This window comes from Candidatus Collinsella stercoripullorum (assembly GCF_027669965.1).
GTDB classification, from domain to species: domain Bacteria; phylum Actinomycetota; class Coriobacteriia; order Coriobacteriales; family Coriobacteriaceae; genus Collinsella; species Collinsella stercoripullorum.
The window spans coordinates 1-19,105 of the sequence record NZ_JAQECM010000043.1 but is presented as its reverse complement, the minus strand read 5'-3'; the positions used below and the strand labels follow the sequence as shown (position 1 = coordinate 19,105).

11 protein-coding genes are annotated in these 19,105 nt (G+C 70.8%); 4 read left to right on the top strand and 7 right to left on the bottom strand.

Translation table 11 applies throughout. From position 1 onward, the window contains the following. Positions 1-46 precede the first annotated feature (46 nt). On the bottom strand, positions 47-1,066 hold the full coding sequence (locus tag PHA29_RS08310) for a LacI family DNA-binding transcriptional regulator (RefSeq protein WP_270405775.1): 1,020 nt from the start codon (positions 1,064-1,066) through the stop codon (positions 47-49). Positions 1,067-1,391: 325 nt separating this feature from the next. On the opposite strand from PHA29_RS08310, the gene PHA29_RS08305 reads away from it, so the two are divergent. The 3 genes from PHA29_RS08305 (at position 1,392) to PHA29_RS08295 (ending at position 6,423) form a co-directional block, all read left to right on the top strand. Continuing rightward, complete coding sequence (locus tag PHA29_RS08305) at positions 1,392-4,400, top strand: glycoside hydrolase family 2 TIM barrel-domain containing protein (RefSeq protein ID WP_270849150.1); 3,009 nt, start codon at positions 1,392-1,394, stop codon at positions 4,398-4,400. A 1-nt stretch (position 4,401) separates the two neighbouring features. After that, a complete protein-coding gene (locus tag PHA29_RS08300; protein ID WP_270405773.1) occupies positions 4,402-4,857 on the top strand; it encodes a hypothetical protein in 456 nt (151 codons plus the stop codon). Between the two features lie 102 nt (positions 4,858-4,959). Next, positions 4,960-6,423, top strand: a complete 1,464-nt coding sequence (locus PHA29_RS08295) for an amino acid permease (RefSeq protein WP_270405772.1) — start codon at positions 4,960-4,962, stop codon at positions 6,421-6,423. 549 nt (positions 6,424-6,972) lie between these two features. On the opposite strand, the gene PHA29_RS08290 is transcribed toward PHA29_RS08295, so the two are convergent. From PHA29_RS08290 to PHA29_RS08280, 3 genes are all read right to left on the bottom strand, one after another. Beyond that, on the bottom strand, positions 6,973-8,175 hold the full coding sequence (locus PHA29_RS08290) for a coiled-coil domain-containing protein (protein ID WP_270405771.1): 1,203 nt from the start codon (positions 8,173-8,175) through the stop codon (positions 6,973-6,975). A 346-nt stretch (positions 8,176-8,521) separates the two neighbouring features. Then, positions 8,522-9,322 carry an energy-coupling factor transporter transmembrane component T family protein gene (locus PHA29_RS08285; RefSeq protein WP_270849148.1) on the bottom strand — a complete coding sequence of 267 codons (801 nt, stop codon included), beginning with the start codon at positions 9,320-9,322 and terminating at the stop codon, positions 8,522-8,524. After that, on the bottom strand, positions 9,306-11,093 hold the full coding sequence (locus PHA29_RS08280; protein WP_270849146.1) for an ABC transporter ATP-binding protein: 1,788 nt from the start codon (positions 11,091-11,093) through the stop codon (positions 9,306-9,308). The genes PHA29_RS08285 and PHA29_RS08280 overlap by 17 nt, the downstream gene beginning before the upstream one ends. Positions 11,094-11,219: 126 nt before the next feature. Between PHA29_RS08280 and murB the strand changes: the two genes are divergently transcribed. After that, a complete protein-coding gene (gene murB, locus PHA29_RS08275) occupies positions 11,220-12,179 on the top strand; it encodes a UDP-N-acetylmuramate dehydrogenase (RefSeq protein ID WP_270849144.1) in 960 nt (319 codons plus the stop codon). A gap of 261 nt (positions 12,180-12,440) precedes the next feature. Here the strand turns inward: murB and pknB are convergent, their stop codons facing one another. The 3 genes from pknB to PHA29_RS08260 form a co-directional block, all read right to left on the bottom strand. Then, complete coding sequence (gene pknB, locus PHA29_RS08270) at positions 12,441-14,414, bottom strand: Stk1 family PASTA domain-containing Ser/Thr kinase (protein WP_270405833.1); 1,974 nt, start codon at positions 14,412-14,414, stop codon at positions 12,441-12,443. A gap of 90 nt (positions 14,415-14,504) precedes the next feature. Next, positions 14,505-17,396: an FtsW/RodA/SpoVE family cell cycle protein gene (locus PHA29_RS08265; RefSeq protein WP_270849151.1), complete on the bottom strand. Its 2,892-nt coding sequence runs from the start codon at positions 17,394-17,396 to the stop codon at positions 14,505-14,507. Next, on the bottom strand, positions 17,396-19,105 hold a 1,710-nt coding region (locus PHA29_RS08260; protein WP_270849142.1), incomplete at its 5' end, for a Stp1/IreP family PP2C-type Ser/Thr phosphatase. The genes PHA29_RS08260 and PHA29_RS08265, both read right to left, overlap by 1 nt.

The window sequence follows — 19,105 nt, the reverse complement described above, 5'->3', positions numbered from 1 at the left end:
GGCGTGCGGCGCGTCGGGCGGCCGCACGCCGCGCGCGTCCCCGCCCTCACAGCGACGCGCGCTCGATGAGGGCCATGTGCAGCACGATGGTGCTCGGCTCGGCGCCGTCGATCATCTGCAGCGCGGTCTGCGCCGCGACGCGCCCCTCGTGGCGCAGGGGCTGCCGCACGGTGGTGAGCTTCGGGCTGACGCTCTGGGCGATGGGGTGGTCGTCGAACCCGACGACCGACACGTCTCGCGGCACGCTGATGCCGCGCTCGCGCATCGCCTCGATGGCCCCGGACGCGATGCGGTCCGAACCCGCGAGCAGGCCGTCGATGGCGTCGACGCGGTCGAGCAGGTGGCGCATGGCCAAAAAGCCGTCGCTCGCGCCCCAGCCGGTGTAGACGACCCGGTCGTCGGGCAGGGCCTCGTCGCCGAGCACGCCGCGGTAGCCCAGCAGGCGGTCGACGACCGCCGGGTTGTCCCGCGGCCCCAAGATCGCCACGAGGTTCCTCCTGCCGCGCCGCCGCATGGCGTCGGCGGCCAGCCCGGCTCCCTCCACGTCGTCGGAGTAGACGGTGGAGAACACGTCGCGGTAGGGATGGCCCTCGAGCTGGCCGCACAGGACCGTGGGGATGCGCAGGTCGCGCAGGGTATCGAGCAGCTCGCTGCCCTTGTAGGGGGAGATGTCGATCACGGCGTCGACCGAGCGGCGGGCCAGGTGGCGCAGCACGCGCTCGCGCTCGTGGTCGGAGGACGCCTGCAGCAGGATGGGCAGGTAGGCCGATTCCGCCAGCTGCTCGGTGATGCCGCCGAGGAAGGCGCCGTAGGTGGGGTCGGAGAACAGTTCGCCCGGCGGCTCGGTGACGAGCATGGCGATGGTCTCGGACCGGCCCACCGCGAGCGCGCGGCCCTGGGCGTTGGGGACGAAGTTGATCTGGCGCGCGACGGCGCGGATGCGCTTCTTGGTGGATTCGCTGATGCGCGGCGAGTCGTTCAGGGCGCGCGAGGCCGTCGAGCGGGAGACGCCCGCGGCGGCGGCCACGTCGGCGAGCGTCGATTTGCTGTGTTTCGAAACGGTCATGCGCACCTTCCCCTCCGGCCTGACGGCCCGGAGCCGATCACTGCGAGAACTGTACTACAAGCCCCCGGTGCCGTGCCGTCGCGGCGGACCCGGCGGCGGACGGCTTGATGAGCGGACAAAACGGCCTGCTCAGACCGATGATACCCGGACTGACGCCCCCGGCGGTCGATTTCGGGCGGCGAACGGTCGAACGGCGCCGTTTGCAGGACAACCGGTTGCACAGACCCGGTCTCTGCCGTATGGTGTGAGCAACCGGTTGCACACACAATGTGCACACACAGCGGTAGGAACCGAACGTCACGTACAAGGGAAGGAGTACATGTCGATGGATGCCATCAACGATTGGGAGAACCCCGCGCTCACCAACCGCAACAGGCTCGCCGCCCGCGCCTACTTCATGGGCTACGAGACGGCCGAGCTGGCCGCCACGTACAGCCGGGAGCTGTCGCGCGGCTTCGTGCAGCTGAGCGGCCCGTGGCGCTTCCGTCTGTTCGGTGCGCCCAAGGCGGTGCCGGCGGAGCTGATGTCGACCTACGAGGCCGATTGGGACGAGGTGGAGGTCCCGCACCTGTGGCAGATCGACGGCTACGGCAAGCTCGCCTACACCGATGAGGGCTTCCCGTTCCCGGTCGAGCAGCCGCTCGTGCCCTCCGACGACCCCACGGGCGTGTACCAGCGCATCGTGACGCTGCCCGCGCTCACCCCGGGCTCCCGCGAGATCATCCGCTTCGACGGCGTGGAGAGCTACGCCGAGCTCTACGTGAACGGCACCTTCATCGGCATGACCAAGGGCTCGCGCCTCTCCGCGGAGTTCGACGTCACCGAGGCCGTGCACGAGGGCGACAACCTGTTCGTGGTCAAGGTGCTGCAGTACAGCGACGGCACCTACATCGAGGACCAGGACATGTGGTGGGCCTCCGGCATCTTCCGCGACGTGTACCTCATGGAGCGCCCGGCCGCCCGCCTGGACGACTTCCGCGTCCGCACGCATCGCGAGGGCGACGTCGCCCATGTGACGCTCGACGTGGCGACCACCGCGGCCGAGCGCGTCGTGTGGGCCATGGCCGACGGCGGCGAGACCGTCCTCGAGGTCGAGGTCGCCGACGGGCACGCCGAGGCCGCCATCGAGGGCGCCCGCTTCTGGAACCCCGAGGACCCGCACCTCTACGACATGACGATCGCCGTCTACGGCGCCGACGGCGTCTCCGAGGTCGTCCCGCACCGCCAGGGCCTCGCCGAGGTGACCATCGAGGGCAACCAGATCTTCCTGAACGGCACCTACTTCAAGATGCACGGCGTGAACCGCCACGACTGCGACGACCACAAGGGCCGCGCCGTGGGCCTCGAGCGCATGCGCCGCGACCTCGTGCTCATGAAGCGCCACAACATCAACGCCGTGCGCACCTCGCACTACGCCGACGACCCGCGCTTCTACGAGCTGTGCGACGAGTACGGCATCATGGTGCTCGCCGAGACCGATATGGAGAGCCACGGCTTCGAGAACATCGGCAACATCGCCACCGTGACCGACGACCCCGCGTGGGAGGCCGCCTACGTCGACCGCATCGAGCGCCTCGTGATGCAGGAGCGCAACCATGCGTCGATCGTGGCGTGGTCGCTCGGCAACGAGAGCGGCTACGGCTGCAACATCCGCGCCATGTACGCGAAGGCCAAGGAGCTCGACGGCCGTCCGGTCCACTACGAGGAGGACCGCAACGCGGACACCGTCGACATCATCTCCACCATGTACTCGCGCGTCTCGCAGATGAACGACTTCGGCGAGCATCCCGGCCCCAAGCCGCGCATCAACTGCGAGTACGGCCACTCCATGGGCAACGGCCCCGGAGGCCTGTCCGAGTACCAGGAGATCTTCGACCGTTGGGATCACATCCAGGGCCAGTTCATCTGGGAGTGGTGCGACCACGGCATCGCCGCCACCACCGAGGACGGCCGCGCCTACCATATGTACGGCGGCGACAACGGCGACTATCCCAACAACGGCAACTTCTGCATCGACGGCATGGTCTTCCCCTGGCAGGAGCCGAGCCCCGGCCTGACCGAGTACAAGCAGGTCATCTGTCCGGTCCGCGTGGCCTACGACGCCGGCGCCGGCGAGCTGTCCGTCACCAACAAGCGCTGGTTCACCACCCTCGACGACGTGCGCATCGCCGTGGAGACCCTCGTGGACGGCGACCCCGTCGCCACCGTCGAGGTCGTCCCGGGCGCCGTCGCCCCGGGCGAGACCGCGACCTTCCCCGTCGCGATCGAGGCCGCCGCTGCCGGCGAGACCCTGGCGACCGCCCGCGTGTACACGGTCGGTGCCAAGCCCTGGTGCGAGGCCATGTACCAGATCGGCGCGTTCCAGTTCGCCATCGCCGACAACCCGCGCCCCGCGATCGCCGTGCGCGCCGCCATGGCGCCCGCGGTCGACGAGGAGGGCACGGCCCTCACGGTCAGGACCCTCGGCGGCTCCGTCGTCTTCGACACCGTCTCGGGCGACATCGTGAGCTGGACCTCCTGCGGCCGCTCGGTGCTCGCCGCGCCGGTGCGCGTCGGCTTCTGGCATCCGCTCGTCGACAACCACCAGCAGGAGTTCGACTCCATCTGGCAGGGCAACTTCCTGAACGTGATGCAGACCTCCACGCGCTCGGTCGCATGGGAGCGCGAGGGCAACGCCGTGAAGGTCACGGTGCGCCAGCGCATCGCGCCGCCGGTCCACGCCTTCGGCATGCACGTCGAGCTCGTCTACACGGTGCGCCCGTCCGGCCGCATCGACCTGGCGGTCGACGGCGAGCCCTACGGCGACTACGACGACATCATCCCGCGCATCGGCATCAGCTTCGAGGTGCCCGGCGCCGACCGCATGGTCGAGTGGTACGGCCACGGCCCCGGTGAGAACTACCCCGACTCGCTCAAGGCCAACCCCGTGGGCCACTACCGCGCCGACGTGGACGACATGTTCACCCCGTACGTGTTCCCGCAGGACTGCGCCAACCGCGAGGGGACGCGCTGGGTCGCCCTGCGCTCCAGCCACGGCGACGGCCTGCTCGTCACGCGTCCCGACGACGCCGCGCGCGACCCGTTCTCCTTCTCCGCTTGGCCCTACACCTGCGAGGACATCGACGCCGCACGCCACGTGACCGACCTCGTCAAGCGCGAGAACATCACGGTGAACATCAACGACAAGATCCTGGGCCTGGGCTCCAACTCCTGGGGCTCGGAGGTGCTCGACTCCTACCGCATCCGCTTCGAGCGCTTCGGCTTCGAGTTCTCCCTGCGCCCGCTGGCGTCCGCCGACCTGACCCAGGCCTTGACGAAGATCGAGGAGGCATAGCATGCACGTGTACGAGTCCCGTGAGCAGTTCGACGCGCAGCTGGGCACGGTCAAGAAGTGGATGCGCGTGGGGCAGGCGCTCGATATCGCATCCGAGCTGCTGCAGGATGTGGCCTACTCGATCGGCGACTCCATCACCTACTGGTGGGACGGCGCCGAGGGCCTGGCCACCCCGGACATGGTGGGCGGCCGCCGCTACCTGACGGCGCTCGCGCCCATGGACGGCGAGCTCGCCGTCGTCGTGGCGCCCAAGGCCGACCTCGAGCTCACCGAGGCCTACAGCGACCTCACCGACCGCGAGCGCTTCGCGGCGGTCGACGGCCCCGTGGTCACGGTGCCCGCCGGCGGGATCCTGGTCGTCGACATCGACGAGGCCTTCCGCGTGCTGCCGGAGCCCGGCTCCCACGCGGTCATGACCCACGTCACCGTCGAGGGGTACAGCTTCCCCAACAAGTAAGCGCCGCAAGGCGATCCCAGCGCCCGTCCGGTCGGATCCGGGCGGGCGGGCGCTGTGCTTATAGAGTCACCGATCATGCAACGATCACAAGGAGGGAAAGGCATGAGTTCTGAGAAACGAGCGAAAATCGGTTCGCTTGCGCTGCTCGGCATGACGATTTCCGCGGTGTTCGGCCTCAAGAACATCATCAACAACAACGCGGAGATCGGCCTGGCCGCCGCGCCGGCGTTCTTCTTCGCCACGATCCTGTACTTCGTCCCCTACACCCTGGTCACGGCTGAGTTCGTCGCCCTCAACAAGGACTCCGAGTCGGGCGTGTACGCCTGGGTCAAGACGTCCATGGGCGGTCGCTGGGCCTTCATGACCGCGTTCTGCTACTGGTTCGTCAACCTGTTCTACTTCGCGTCGATCCTGCCCAACATCATCATCTACGCGAGCTACGTGTTCTTCGGCCAGAACGTCGAGATGTCCCCGTTCCTGACGACGGCCATCGAGATCGTCATCTTCGCCATCGGCACCTGGGCTTCCACCAAGGGCGCCAAGTGGATCGGCAACATCTCGTCCATCGGCTCCGCTGCCGCCATGGGCATGGCCGCCATCTTCGTGCTGCTCTCCGTCGGCGCCCTCATGGGCGGCGTCGAGTTCGCCACCGCCCCGACCGCGCAGACCATGGCTCCCGACACCACGAGCTTCGCGACCATCTGGGGCTTCTGCGGCACCCTCGCCTGGATCATCCAGGGCGTCGGCGGCGCCGAGTCCGTCGGCGTGTTCCTGAACGACCTCAAGGGCGGCGTCAAGGCCTTCGTGCGCACCGTCGTCGTCGCCGGCCTGGTCATCGGCCTGCTGTACGCCGGTTCCTCGCTGCTCGTGAACCTGTTCATCCCCATGGGTGAGGTCAGCCTCTCCACCGGTATCTTCGATGTGTACGGCGCCCTGTTCGCGCACTTCGGCATCCCGATGGAGGTCTCGACCCGCATCCTCGGCCTCATCCTGCTCGCCGCTCAGGTCGGCGGCCTCATGATGTGGACCTCCGCGCCCATCAAGGTCTTCTTCACCGAGATCCCCAAGGGCGTCTTCGGCGGCAAGATCGTCGAGATGAACGACCAGGGCATCCCCTGGCGCGCCGCGTGGGTGCAGTTCCTCATCGTGCTCCCCATCGTGATCATCCCGGCCATGGGCGCCAGCGGCCTCAACGACCTGCTGAACATCGTCATCAACATGACCGCCGCCACCGCGCTGCTCCCGCCGCTGCTGATCCTGCTGGCCTACTTCGTGCTGCGCGTCAAGTACGACAACGCCCCGCGCTCCTTCCGCATGGGCCATCGCACCTTCGGCGTCGCGATCTCCGTGTTCCTGCTGTGCGTCTTCGCCTTCGTGTTCGTCGCCGGCACCTTCCCGCTGGGCCAGGAGCTGTGGCTCACCCTCGTGTACAACGTCGGCGGCGTGGTCGTCTTCATCGGCGCCGCCCTGCTGTGGTACCAGCGCTACATCAACCGCCTGCGTGCCACCGATCCCGAGGCCGCCGAGGAGGAGCTCCGTCCTTCCGTCCTCGACCTGCTGGAGTAAACCGTCCGGAGGGACCGAACGGTTCTACCATCGCCCTCCTTCCAGCGCACCCCGGCGCCTTCCGGCGCCGGGGTGCCTTTTCATGCCGCGTGGACCTGCAGGGGATGCCGCGTGGACCTGCGGGGGAGTGCCGCGTGGACCTGCGGGGGAGTGCTGCGGGGACCTGCGGGGGATGCCGCTCGCTTCGTTCGTGTTCCGGATTCTGGCAGAGAAATGCCGTTTGGGGGAGGGTCCACGGCGGCGCGGGGCCGGCCGACCCGCCCGCAACCCGTTCGGGAGCCTCCGGAGCGGAGACTCCGAGGGAGCTCTCATCGTTTCAGGGCCTGCGGGCTCCGATTCTCAAGAGACAAAGCAGCCTGGACAGACAGAACGGACATTTTGCCCGCGTCACGTCTCCGAGTCCCTTCCCCGAAACGGTGCTTTTCTGCCATGTCCCGAGAAATAAACGAAAACCTCCCCTTCCCCGGACATCGGTCTTCGTGTCCAGGGAAGGGGAGGCGGTCCGGGATGCCGGTCGGGCCTTCGCTCTCGAGGCGAGCGCGCCGACGGTCAGCCCTCGAGGTTGATGCCCTTGGCCCAACCCCAGCGCGGGGTCGATGTCGCGCCGTAGTAGGAGATCCAGGAATCCACGTTGATGTCGCGGATGTACCCGATGTTGTCGCGAACCGTGTTGTTGCCCACGTAGATGCCCACATGGCCGTAGATGCGGCCGGCGGAGGTGTGCGGATGCGACGGCACGGCGATGATCATGCCCACCTTGAGGTTGGACTTGTTCGAACTCGTGCAGTACGCGGCGTACATGTCGTCCGCGTTGCCGGGCACGGTGCCGAATCCGGCGTTGATGAACACGTCCGCGACCCACCAGGCGCACAGGCCCGGGCCGGGGGAGGGGGTGCTGTACGCCGCGTTGACGACGCGCTGCTGGGCGTTGCCCGAGGCGCTCGCCTGGCCGTTGCCGGGGATGGAGGTCGTACCGCCGCCGCTCTGCGAGGCCTGCTGGCGGGCGAGCTCCTCCTGGCGCGCGGCCTCGAGGATCTCGGCGTCGCGCTGGGCCATGAGGTCCTTGACCTCCTGGCTGAGGTTGTCGAGCAGTGCCTGGACCTCGTCCTTCTTGGCCTTCATGTCGTCGAGCTGCTGGGTCTGCTCGGTCTTGAGGCTCTCGAGGTCGGCCTTCTGCTGCTCCAGGCTGGCCTTCTGCTGGGCGAGCTCATCCTGGATACGGCGCACCTCGTCGATGGCGTCGCGATCGCTCGCGTTGATCTTCTCGACGTAGTGCATGTTGGCGATGAGCTCCTCGAACGAGCCCGAGGAGAGCAGCAGGGAGAGCACGGAGGCGTCGCCGGTCTTGTAGCTCGAGGAGACGCGCTGCGCGAGCACCTCCTGCTTCTGGTCGAGCTCGGCCTGCATACTGTCGATGCTCGCCTGCGTGTCGTCGATCTGCCCTTGGACCGATTCGATCTGATCCATGGTGTCGCTCAGCTGGGTGGAAAGGTCCTCGAACTGATAGGAGATGTCATCGAGCTGCTGCTGCGCGGCGTCGAGCTGCGACTGCGCGTCGCTCAGCTTCTGGTTGGTCTCGGCGGACGCCTCGGCGCCGCGGGCGATGCCCGGCAGGCCGAAGAGCACGGCGGCTCCGGCCGCGGCGAGCGCGGCGCGAAAGGCGGAGCGCCGGGAAAGGGGCGCGGTGAGGGAGCCGGTATCGGGTCGGGCGGGCTCGCGTTCGGATCGCGGGGTGACGGTGTTCTGCGACATATCTGCTCCGTTTGCGTTGTGTGTGCATATGCCTGCGGTCAGTCAGGTAACAGGATACCTCATGCCGGGGGTCGGCGGATGGTTTTTCACAGCGTTCCGACGGCGGGGACGGCGCGCGACGGGCCCCTGCGTGGCGGGCATCGGAAGGGCGGGGCGGCGGGTGCCGGACCCCCTGCGTGGCGCCGCATCGGAAGGGCGGGGCGGCGGACGTCGGGGCCTCGCATGGCGGGCATCGGAAGGGCGGGACCTCCGGGCGACGGGGGCCGGGAGGCGGTCCGGCCGCCAGCGGCCGGCCCCGTACGGCGGGAGGGCGCCCGCGAGCCCCGCCCTCTTCGCGTCCCGCCTCTCAGAGGGAGAGCGCCGCGAAGGCGACGAGGTAGGCCGCGACCAGCAGGGCCGCCGTGCCGTCGCGCCGTGCGTGGAACCGCAGCTCCCGGAAGCGCGTGCGCGGCCCCGTGCCCGTGTACCCGCGGGCGTCGATGGCGCGCCCGAGGGCGTCGGCCCGGCGCAGGGCGCTCGCGAACAGCGGGACCGCGAGGGGGATGCACGCCCGGGCGTACGCGAGCGGCCCCTTGCCCTCGAAATCGGCCCCCCGCGCGGTCTGCGCGGAGACGACCGCCTCGGCGTCGCGCGCGAGCGCGGGGACGAACCGCAGGGCGATGGAGACGACGAGCGCCGCGCGCCCCACGGGGACGCCGAGCCGCTCCAGCGGGCTCAGAAGGTCCTCGAGTCCGGCCGCCAGCGCGGACGGCGCGGTGGTGAGCACGAGCACCGCGCCTCCGAGCAGAAGCAGGAGGAAGCGGACGGTGTACATCGCCGCCGCCTCGACACCGCCCTCCCGGATCGCCCAGGGGCCCCAGGAGGCGACGACCGCGCCGTCGTCCGTCGCCAGCAGGTTGACGAGCGCCGTGACGGCGACGAAGACCGCGAGCGGCCTCATCTGGCGGGCGAGCTGTCTGCGGGGGATGCGCGCCAGGGCTATGGCGGCCAGCGCGCAGGCGGCGGCCAGCGCGCACGTGGCCGGACCGCGCACGAGCAGGCAGCTCACCATATAGGCGACGGTTCCGACGATCTTGACCCGCGGGTCGAGGCGGTGCACGACCGAGGGGGCGGTGCGGCGCCCCCGGGTGCTAGCGTACGGGGCCACGGGCCGCCACCTCCTCCACGAGGGCGTCGAGGGTGAGGGGCGAGCCGACCGGCGCGCCGAGGCGGGCGAGCTCGCGTGCGAAGGCGAGCGCCCGCGGGGGCTCCGGACGGGCCGCGTCCCCGGGGCGGCCGCCGGGACCGGCGAGGACCTCGGCGGGCGTCCCGTCGGCGACGACGCGCCCCCGGTCGAGCACCACGACGCGGTCGGCGAGCAGCGCGGCGTCATCGGGGGAATGGGTGACGAGCAGCAGCGCCCGCCCTGCGCTCCTGAGCTCGAGCAGCAGCGCCCGCATCCGGGCGCGCCCGGCGGGGTCGAGGCCCGCCATGGGCTCGTCCAGCACGAGGACCCGCTGGTCCATCGCGAGGATGCCGGCGAGCGCGACGCGACGCCGCTGCCCGCCCGAGAGGGCGAAGGGGGAGCGGGCGAGCAGCTCGTCGGTCGGCTCGAGGCCGACGTCGCGCAGGGCGCGGCGCACCCGCCCCTCGAGCTCGTCGCCGGCGACGCCGAGGTTCGCGGGGCCGAAGGACACGTCCTTGCGGACCGTGCGCGCGAACAGCTGCCGCTCGGGCTGCTGGCACGCATACCCCACGAGCCGGCGCAGGTCGCGCCGGGCAGCGATGTCGCGGGTGTCGCAGGGGCCCACGCGGACCGCCCCGCTCCGGGGAAGCTTGAGCGCGCAGGCGAGCTCGGCCGTCGTCGTCTTCCCGGCGCCGGTGGGGCCCATGAGGGCGGTGATCGAGCCCGCCTCGACGGAGAAGGAGAGGTCCTCGACGGCGAGCGGCGCGTCGGCGTCGGGCCGCGGCCGGCGGATGCGCCGCGTGCGGCGCGCGGGTACGGGGTCGGCGTAGGAGAAGGAGGCCCCGTCGAACCCGAGGAGGGCCCCGGGTTCCCGCGGCGGCCGGGCGTGCGGGGGGCGCGGGCCTGCCGCGTCCGAGCTGAGTTGCGGCGCGAGCGCGCGGGCGAGCGCCGCGGCATCGCCGGTCGCCGGAAGGTCGAAGCCCCGGGCGCGCAGGCGCGCGGCGAGCTCGAAGGCGAACGGGGCCTCGAGGCCCAGCCCGTGCAGCTCGTCGACGCGCGCGAGCACGTCGCGCGGCGCCCCCTCGAGCACGATGCGCCCGCGGTCGAGCACGGCGACGCGGTCCGCCCGAAGCGCCGCGTCCATGTCATGGGTGGCCTGCACGACGGCGACCCCGCGCTCCGCGAGCCCGTCGAGGATGCGGGAGACGTCGCCGCGCGCCCGCCCGTCGAGCATCGAGGTCGCCTCGTCGAGCAGCAGCGCGCGCGGCTCCATCGCGAGCGCCCCCGCGAGCGCGACGCGCTGCCGCTGCCCGCCCGACAGGCTGTCCGGGTCGGCGCCGGCCAGCTCGGCCATCCCGACGGCGCGCAGGGCGCCCTCGACGAGCTCCGTCATCCGTGCCCGGGGAATCGCCCGGTTCTCCGGGCCGAACGCGACGTCGTCGGCGACGGTGCCCGCCACCATCTGGTCCTCGGGCCGCTGGAAGACGAGGGCGACCCCGTCGCGCGCGCAGGTGGCGCCCGCCCGCCCCGCATCCACCTCGGCTCCCATGACCTCCAGCGACCCCGATTCGAGCGCGACCATCGCGTCCAGGGCCATCAGCAGCGTCGACTTGCCCGACCCGTTGGCGCCCAGGACGCACAGGCGCTCGCCGGGCATGACGTCGAGGGAGGCGCCGTCCAGGGCGGCTCTCTCGGCTCCGGGATGCGCGCAGCGCGCGTCGCGCAGGCGTATGAGGGGGAGGTTGCTGGTCACGGGGGCGTCGCGCTCGCTTCGGTCGTGTGCGGGTATCTCGAGCCATTATCGCAGACTCGCGCCCCCGGTCCGCGATGGGGTATAGTCATGCCGGCAATGAAGCGACGATACGCGAGGTGGTGCGCCATGCACGAGTACGACGGCATCAGCGACGAGGTGCTCTGCGCTTTGGGCGGGGCGGCGGGCGAGGACGCCGTCGCGCTGTTCGAGCCCATGGCGGGCCACACGACCTTCAAGATCGGCGGCCCCGCCGACGTGGTGGTCGCCCCGACGGACGAGGACGCCGTCGCCCGCGTCCTCGACGTGTGCGCGATGGCATCGGTCCCGGTCACCGTCATCGGCGCCGGGTCGGACCTGCTGGTGGGCGACCGCGGCATCCGCGGGGCGGTCCTGCTTCTGCGCGACAACCTCGCCGGCATCGAGGCCGCGGGCACGCGCGTGCGCGCCCAGGCGGGCGCCCTGCTGCGCGATGTGGCCCTCGCGGCGGAGGAGGCCGAACTCACCGGGATGGAGCCGCTGTGGGGCATCCCGGGGGCGGTGGGCGGCGCCTGCCATATGAACGCCGGGGCCTACGACGCCTGCATCGCCGACGTCCTCGAGTCCGTCCGCGTGTACGTGCCCGGCCCCGTCCTTCCGGACGGCTCGCGCGGGCGCGGGTCGGTGAAGGTCCTCGGGGTCGGGGAGCTTGCTATGGGATACCGCAGGAGCCGCATCCACGACGAGGGCCTGACCGTGCTCTCGGCCACCTTCGCGCTCGCCCCCGGGAACCGCGCGATGATCCATGCGGCGATGGACGACTACCGCCGCCGCCGCGAGGAGAAGCAGCCGCTCGAGATGGCGAGCGCCGGGTCGACGTTCAAGCGCCCGGTCGGCCACTTCGCCGGCAAGCTCATCATGGATGCGGGCCTGCGCGGGGCGCGCGTGGGGGGCGCGCAGGTCTCCGATAAGCACTGCGGGTTCGTGGTCAACACGGGGGGCGCCACCGCGGCCGACGTCAACGCGCTGATCTCCCGGATCCAGGACGAGGTGCGGGAGCGGTTCGGCGTGGAGCTCGAGCCCGAGGTCAAGCGCATCGGGGAGTTCTAGCCGACTCCGTCTTCGGGCGGCCGTATGCTGCGGGCGGTGGCCGCCCCGCATCCGGCGGCGCCTCGGGCCCTGGTCCCGGCGCGCCCGGCATCCGGCCCGGCGCGCTTCCGATCCCGGCGCCCATCCGGCGCGCCCGCGCCGCCGTCCGACAGCATCCCTGCTACGAACTGGACCCGGTACCCGCTTGCACGGGTACCGGGTCCTGTCATCCTGCGATGTCGTCCGGTTCCAGCCGTCCGTCCGGCGCCTCAAGCGCCTCCGCTACTGGCCGTCCGTCCCGGAGGAGTCCGAGCCGCTGTCGGCGTAGGCGACCACGACGTTGATGGTCGAGCCGGGGGCTGCGGTCCCGGTGGGGTTCCATCGGATCACGTGGTCGGCCTGGACGCCGGCGCTCGACCCGTCGGCGTACGAGACGCTGGCGACGAACCCGGCCCGCTCGAGCGCGCTCTCGGCCTGGGCCTTGGTCATGCCGGTGAGGTCGGGCACGTCGACCTCCTGGGAGGAGGGGTCGGGCCCGCGCGAGATGACCACGGTGATGGTGGTGCCGGGCTCCTGCTGGCCGCTCGGGTTCCAGCTGATGACGTCGCCCTCGTCTACCGAGTCGCTGTACTGGCGCTCGGTGCTCATGCCGAACCCGGCGCCGTCGAGCGCGCTGCGCGCCTCGCTCTCGCTCATGCCGGTGAGGTCGGGAACGCTGACGGTGTCGGGGCCGGTCGAGACGGTGAAGTCGACCTTGGAGTCGACGTCGACGGTCTCGCCCGCCGAGGGGCTCTGGTCCAGGATCGTGCCCGCGTCGCTGCTGTCGGCCTTCTCGGTCACATCGCCGACGGACAGGCCGGCGGCGCGGATCATCTGCTCGGCCTCCTCGCGGCTCGTCGCCTTGGAGAGGTCGGGCACCTCGGTCGTCTCCGCGGGCTCGGGGCCCTGGGAGACGACGATGTCGATCTCGGAGCCCTTGGCCGCGGTGGCGCTGCCGTTGGCGGTAGGATGCTGCTCCATGACCTCGCCCTCGGCGTACTCGTCGCTATAGCCCGGGTCGATGCTGCCGACCACGAAGCCCGCGTCGCGGATCTGCTGGACGGCGGTTTCCTGGTCGAGGCCCAGCACGTCGGGGATGATGATCTGCTCGGCAGGGGAGAACAGGCTCGAGACGGCGAAGATGGCGATCGCCACCACCGCGATCACCGCGATGGCGATGCCGGCGATCTTGCCCTTGCCCATGCCGTCGCGCTTGTTCTCGTACGCGCTCGCGTCGATCTGCCCGGCCGCGGTGCGCGCCGCGCTGTTGACCGCCGCCGCGCCGCCCACCGGGCGGGCCATGGCCTGGGTCTGGTCGGACATCACGCGGGTGGTGGTGGCGCCCGCACCGGCCGCCGCGCCGATGACGCGGGTGGGCTCGGGGACGTCGACCGTGCGGCCGGCGAGGTAGCTGTTGAGGACGCGGCGCAGCTCGTCGGCGGACTGGAAGCGGTTGGCCGGGTCCTTCTCCATGCACTTGAGGATGATGCGCTCGAGGTCGCCGTCGACGCCCGGGTTCAGCTGGGAGGGCGGGACCGGGAGCTCGTTGACCTGCTTCAGGGCGACGGAGATGGCGTCGTCGCCGTCGAAGGGGACCTGGCCGGTGGCGCACTCGTACATGACCACGCCGAGCGAGTAGATGTCGGAGGTGGGGCCGAGCTCCTGGCCGCGGGTCTGCTCCGGGCTCACGTAGTGGGCCGTGCCGAGCACGTTGTTGTCCTGCGTGAGGTGGCTGTTCTTGGCGCGCGCGATGCCGAAGTCCATCACCTTGATGTTGCCGTCGGGCAGCACCATGATGTTCTGCGGCTTGATGTCGCGGTGGATGATCTCGTGCTTGTGGGCTACGGAGAGCGCGCCGCAGATCTGGCTGGCGATCTGGGCGACCTTCTTGGGGTCGAGCGCCCCGTGGCTGCGGATGCCGCTCTTGAGGTCGGTGCCGCGCAGGTACTCCATGACGATGTAGTACGTGTCGCCGTCCTTGCCCCAGTCGTAGACCCCCACGATGTAGGGGCTCTGAAGGCCCGCCGCCGCCTGCGCCTCCTGCTTGAAGCGCGCGGCGAAGGTGGCGTCGCCCGCGTACTGCGGCAGCATGATCTTCACCGCCACCGTGCGGTCGAGCACCTGGTCCATCGCGCGGTACACCGACGCCATGCCGCCGGCCCCGACCTTGTCCTTGAGGAGGTACCGTCCTCCCAGCAATCTCTGCTGCTCCGCCATCTTCCTGCTACTCCTCACCTATCGATGCGATGCGCATAGTGTCCACTAGTATACGTTCGAGCCGCCGCCCTGCGGGCCGCGGCGCCCCGGTCATGCACCCTGGGCGGCGAGCGCGATGCGCAGGACCTCGCCTGCGGTGGCCGCCGCCGGCTCGTCCACGCCCTCGTCGAAGTTCTCGATCATCATCGAGATGGCGACGGTGGGCGTGTCGTAGGGCGCGAAGCCCACGAACGCGGTGTTGACCTGGTCCGTGGTCGCCTCGGGGGTGCCGGTCTTGCCGGCGACCTGGACGCCCGCGATGGACGCCGCCGAGCCGCTGCCCTCGTCCACGACCGCGAGCATCGATTCCTTGACCTGCGAGGCCGTGGCGGTGCTGACCGCCTGGCCGAGGGAGCGGGACTCGGTCGTGCTCACCACGGTGCCCGTGGGCGAGAGGATCTGGGAGACGACGTAGGGCTGCATGGCCAGGCCGTTGTTGGCGATCGCGGCGGCCATCACGGCGTTCTGCATGACGGTCGTCTGCGGGCCGGGGGTGTGCCCCTGGCCGACCGGCTGGCCGGCGCCCGCCCACGCGAGCTCCCATTCGGTCATCTCGGAGGGCTCGGGCATGATGGAGGCCTCGGTGGAGAAGTCCTGGCCGAGCGACTGGCCGTAACCGAAGGCGCGGGCGTACTGCACGAGGCGGTCGGCGCCGAGCTCGGTCGAGACCTGGCCGAACACCGCGTTGGACGAGTAGGCGAAGGCCGTCTCGAGGTCGATGGTGCCGTGGTCGGCGTAGAGGTGGTTGATGACCTCCGCCCCGCCGATCTCCATCTCCGAGGGGGACTCGTAGTAGTCGTCGAGGGCGGCGGTGCCCGAGTCGAGGGCGGCGCCCAGCGTGATCACCTTGAAGGTGGAGCCGGGGGTGTAGAGCGCCTGGGTGGCGCGCTCGAACAGCGACTGGTCCTCGCTCTCGCCGCCGCCCATGAGGGCGGAGACGTCGGAGTTGTCGTAGGTGGGGTTGCTCGCGCGGGCGAGCACGGCGCCGGTGCGCGGGTCGAGCACCACGATGGCGCCTCGGCGGCCGTTCAGCGCCTGCTCGGCGGCGGACTGGATACGCGAGTTGATGGTGAGCACCACCGAGTTGCCCGGCTGGGTCATGCCGGCGAGCGAGCTGATGGCGTTCTGCCAGCTCGAGTAGTCCTTCGAGCCGGTCAGCGTGTCGTTCATGGACGACTCGATGCCCGTGGAGCCGTACTGCGTGGAGTAGTAGCCCACGGTGTGCGCGGCGATGTTGCCGTTGGGGTAGGACCGCGCGTAGGTGCCGTCCTCCTGCTGCACGGACTCGGCGAGCGTCACGCCGTCGGAGGTGATGATGGAGCCGCGCTGGATGTAGCGGGACTTCATGATGGTGTGGTTGTTGGAGGACATCTCCTGGTAGTCGCGGGCGCGGATAACCTGGATGTAGGTGAGGTTGCCGATCAGGACGGCGAACAGCCCGGTGAACAGGAACTCCTCGCGGGTGAGGCGCTTGGCGAGCGCCACGCGGCCCAGCACGCCGGACTCGGGCGTGTCGAGCAGGCGGCGCCGCACGCGCGAGGCCGGACGGGCGTGGCCGCCCGCCGCGGGGGCCTCGGCACGGCCGGCGGCGCCGAAGAAGCGGGTGCCCGCCTTGCTGCGGCCGGACGCCGGCACGACGGCGACCTGCTCGCCGGTCCCGGTGCCCGCGAGCTCGACGTTGCGGCCGGTCGCCTCGTCGCCGGCGCGCATGAGCAGCGCGACGATGATGAAGCTCGACAGCAGCGAGGAGCCGCCCTGGCTCATGAAGGGCAGGGTGACGCCGGTCAGCGGGATGAGGCGGGTGACGCCGCCCACGATCAGGAACGCCTGGAAGGAGATGGAGGCCGTGAGGCCGCTCGCGATGAAGGCGGTGAGGTCGGACTTCGCGCGCGCGGCCACGGTGAGGCCGCGGACGGCGAACAGCATGAACAGCAGCAGCACCGCGGATGCGCCGAGCAGGCCCATCTCCTCGCCGATCGCCGAGAAGATGAAGTCGGACTCGACGACCGGGATGAGGGTGGACATGCCGCGGCCGATGCCCACGCCGACCATGCCGCCGTCGGCGAGCGAGTACAGCGACTGCACGAGCTGGTAGCCGGTGTCCTGGGCGTCAGCGAACGGGTCGAGCCAGGTCTCGAAGCGCACGCGGACGTGGCCCATGACCTGGTAGGCACCGAACGCGCCCACGGCGAGCAGGAGAAGGCCGATGACCACGTAGGAGAAGCGGCCGGTGGCCACGTAGAGCATGATGAGGAAGATGGTGTAGAACAGCAGCGCGCTGCCGAGGTCGCGCTCGAACGCAACGATGGCCAGGCAGACGCCCCACACCACGAACAGCGGCATGAGCAGGCGCAGGCGCGGGATCTTGAGGCCCAGGATCTTATGGTTGGAGATGGACAGCAGCTCGCGGTTCTCGGACAGGTAACCCGCCAGGAACAGGACGATGAAGATCTTGGCGAACTCGCCGGGCTGGATGGTTCCGAGGCCCGGGACGCGGATCCACAGCCTGGAGCCGTATATCTCGGTGCCGATGAACATGGGCAGGATGAGCAGCAGGATGCCGATGATGCCGAAGGTGTACTTGTAGCGCTTGACCATGTCCAGGTTGCGCACGAGCACGAGGGTGAGCACCATGAACGCGATCGAGGCGAACAGGATCGCGAGCTGGCCCATGGCGAGGTTGGGCGCCAGGCGGGTGACGAAGGTGATGCCGATGCCCGACATCACGAACACGATGGGCAGGATGGCGGGGTCGGCCCCGGGTGCGAAGATGCGCGCGGCGACGTGCGCCGCGGCGAAGGCGGCGAACAGGCCGAGCGGGACGGCGAGCGTCTCGAAGGTGAGCTCGGCGCCGGTGGTGACGACGTAGAGCGCGTAGAGCAAGGTCACCGGGAACGCGGCGGCCACGAGCAGGAAGAGCTCGGTGTTGCGACGGCTGCCCATCATGCGCCTCCTTCGGGGTTCTGGGTCTGCGCGGCCCCGGCGGCTGCCGGGTCCGCGGCGGCGGGGTCGGCGGTCCCACCGGTCGCCGCGGCGTCCGCCGCGGGGTCGGTGCCGGCGCCGGACGCCGCATCGGTGCCCGCCTGGTCCTGGGACGTCGCGCTCTCGCGGATCGCCTCGGCGGTGGCGGCCTGCTGCGAGCGGGCCTCGTCGATCTGGCGGCGGTAATCCGAGATGGTGTCGCGCGCCTGCTCCAGGCTGCCCTGGGCGATGCCCTCGCGCAGGCGGTTCTGGGTGTCCTCGGGCAGGTCGGAGAGCTTGATGGAGGTCTCCTCCTGGATATGGTGCAGCTCGACCCCCAGCACGGTGGTGGGGATGCCCTGGTAGACGGCCACGGTGTCGCCGTCCACGCCGAGGTACACGGAGTTGGAGATCACGACGAACAGCGCGATCGCGGCGGCGAGGACCAGGGCGACCAGGGCCCCGAGCGCGATGGCGATGTTGCGCCGGTGCGTGCGGACGACCTGCTTGAGCCGTCCGTCGTCCACCACGTCCACGACGACGACGCTCACGTTGTCGGCGCCGCCCGCGGCGAGCGCCGCGTCGACCAGGTTGTCGGTGCACATCTGCGCCGTGGAGGACTTGACGGCGATGTCCTCGATCTCGCTGTCCGAGATCATGGACGACAGGCCGTCGGAGCACAGGATGAGGCGGTCCCCCTCGACGATGTTCAGGGTGAAGTGGTCCGCGTACATGCCGGGGTCGGACCCCAGCGCGCGGGTGATGACCGACCGGTTGGGGTGGACGCGCGCCTCGTCGGCGGTGATCTCGCCGGCGTCGACGAGCTCCTCCACGTAGGAGTGGTCGCGGGTCACGCGGGTGAGCACGCCCTCGTGCAGCAGGTAGGCGCGGGAGTCGCCCACGTGCGCGATGGCGATGGTGGTCCCCTCGATGTAGGCGACGGTCGCCGTGCACCCCATGCCCGGGCGGCCGATGCCGCTCGCAGCCGCCTCGATGACCGCGGCGTTGGCCGCCTCGACCGCGGCGGCGAGCTGCGCGGCGTCGGCGGTGCCGGGGGAGGTGCGGGCGATGGTCTCCACGGCGATGGAGCTCGCCACCTCGCCGGCGGCGTGCCCGCCCATGCCGTCGCAGACGGCGAACAGGGGCGATGCCACGAGGTAGGAGTCCTCGTTATGCGAGCGCACGCAGCCCACGTCGGAACGGGCGCCCCACATGAGCGAGGTGGTGGTCCCCGCGTCGTAGGTGGAGTCCGTGGGGATGCGCTCCTCGGTGAGCGGGGCGAAGCTCTGGGTGGTGCCGGGGTCCTTCAGCTGGGCCTCGACCTGGGCGACGTCTATCTCCGCGGTGTCTTCGGGGGACGCCTTGCGGGCGGCCTCGGCGGCCGCGGCGACGACCTCGGGCTCGGGCAGGGACCCGGTGTCCTCGAGGCCGAGGATGTCCTCCTGCGCGGCGGCGGGCCCGGATTCGGCGGCGTGCGCGCCCATGGGGACGGCGGGTTCCGACGGCTCCGGATCGGCGAAGTGCGCCGCTTCGGGCGCGGCGTCCGGTTCCGGACCGGGGTCGGCGAAGTGCGCCGCTTCGGGTACGGCGTCCGGATCGGGGTCGGCGAAGTGGGCGGCCTCGGTATGCGGGTTCGGTTCGTATGGCGCCTCGGACGCGACCGGGGCGGGGGCGAAGGCGGGCTCGGGGGC

Excerpts from the sequence above, each read along its gene's own strand:
- PHA29_RS08310 (WP_270405775.1), bottom strand. The coding sequence starts at position 1,066 with ATGACCGTTTCGAAACACAGCAAATCGACGCTCGCCGACGTGGCCGCC.
- pknB (WP_270405833.1), bottom strand. The coding sequence starts at position 14,414 with ATGGCGGAGCAGCAGAGATTGCTGGGAGGACGGTACCTCCTCAAGGAC.
- PHA29_RS08290 (WP_270405771.1), bottom strand. The coding sequence starts at position 8,175 with ATGTCGCAGAACACCGTCACCCCGCGATCCGAACGCGAGCCCGCCCGA.
- PHA29_RS08300 (WP_270405773.1), top strand. The coding sequence starts at position 4,402 with ATGCACGTGTACGAGTCCCGTGAGCAGTTCGACGCGCAGCTGGGCACG.
- PHA29_RS08305 (WP_270849150.1), top strand. The coding sequence starts at position 1,392 with ATGGATGCCATCAACGATTGGGAGAACCCCGCGCTCACCAACCGCAAC.
- murB (WP_270849144.1), top strand. The coding sequence starts at position 11,220 with ATGCACGAGTACGACGGCATCAGCGACGAGGTGCTCTGCGCTTTGGGC.
- PHA29_RS08265 (WP_270849151.1), bottom strand. The coding sequence starts at position 17,396 with ATGGGCAGCCGTCGCAACACCGAGCTCTTCCTGCTCGTGGCCGCCGCG.
- PHA29_RS08295 (WP_270405772.1), top strand. The coding sequence starts at position 4,960 with ATGAGTTCTGAGAAACGAGCGAAAATCGGTTCGCTTGCGCTGCTCGGC.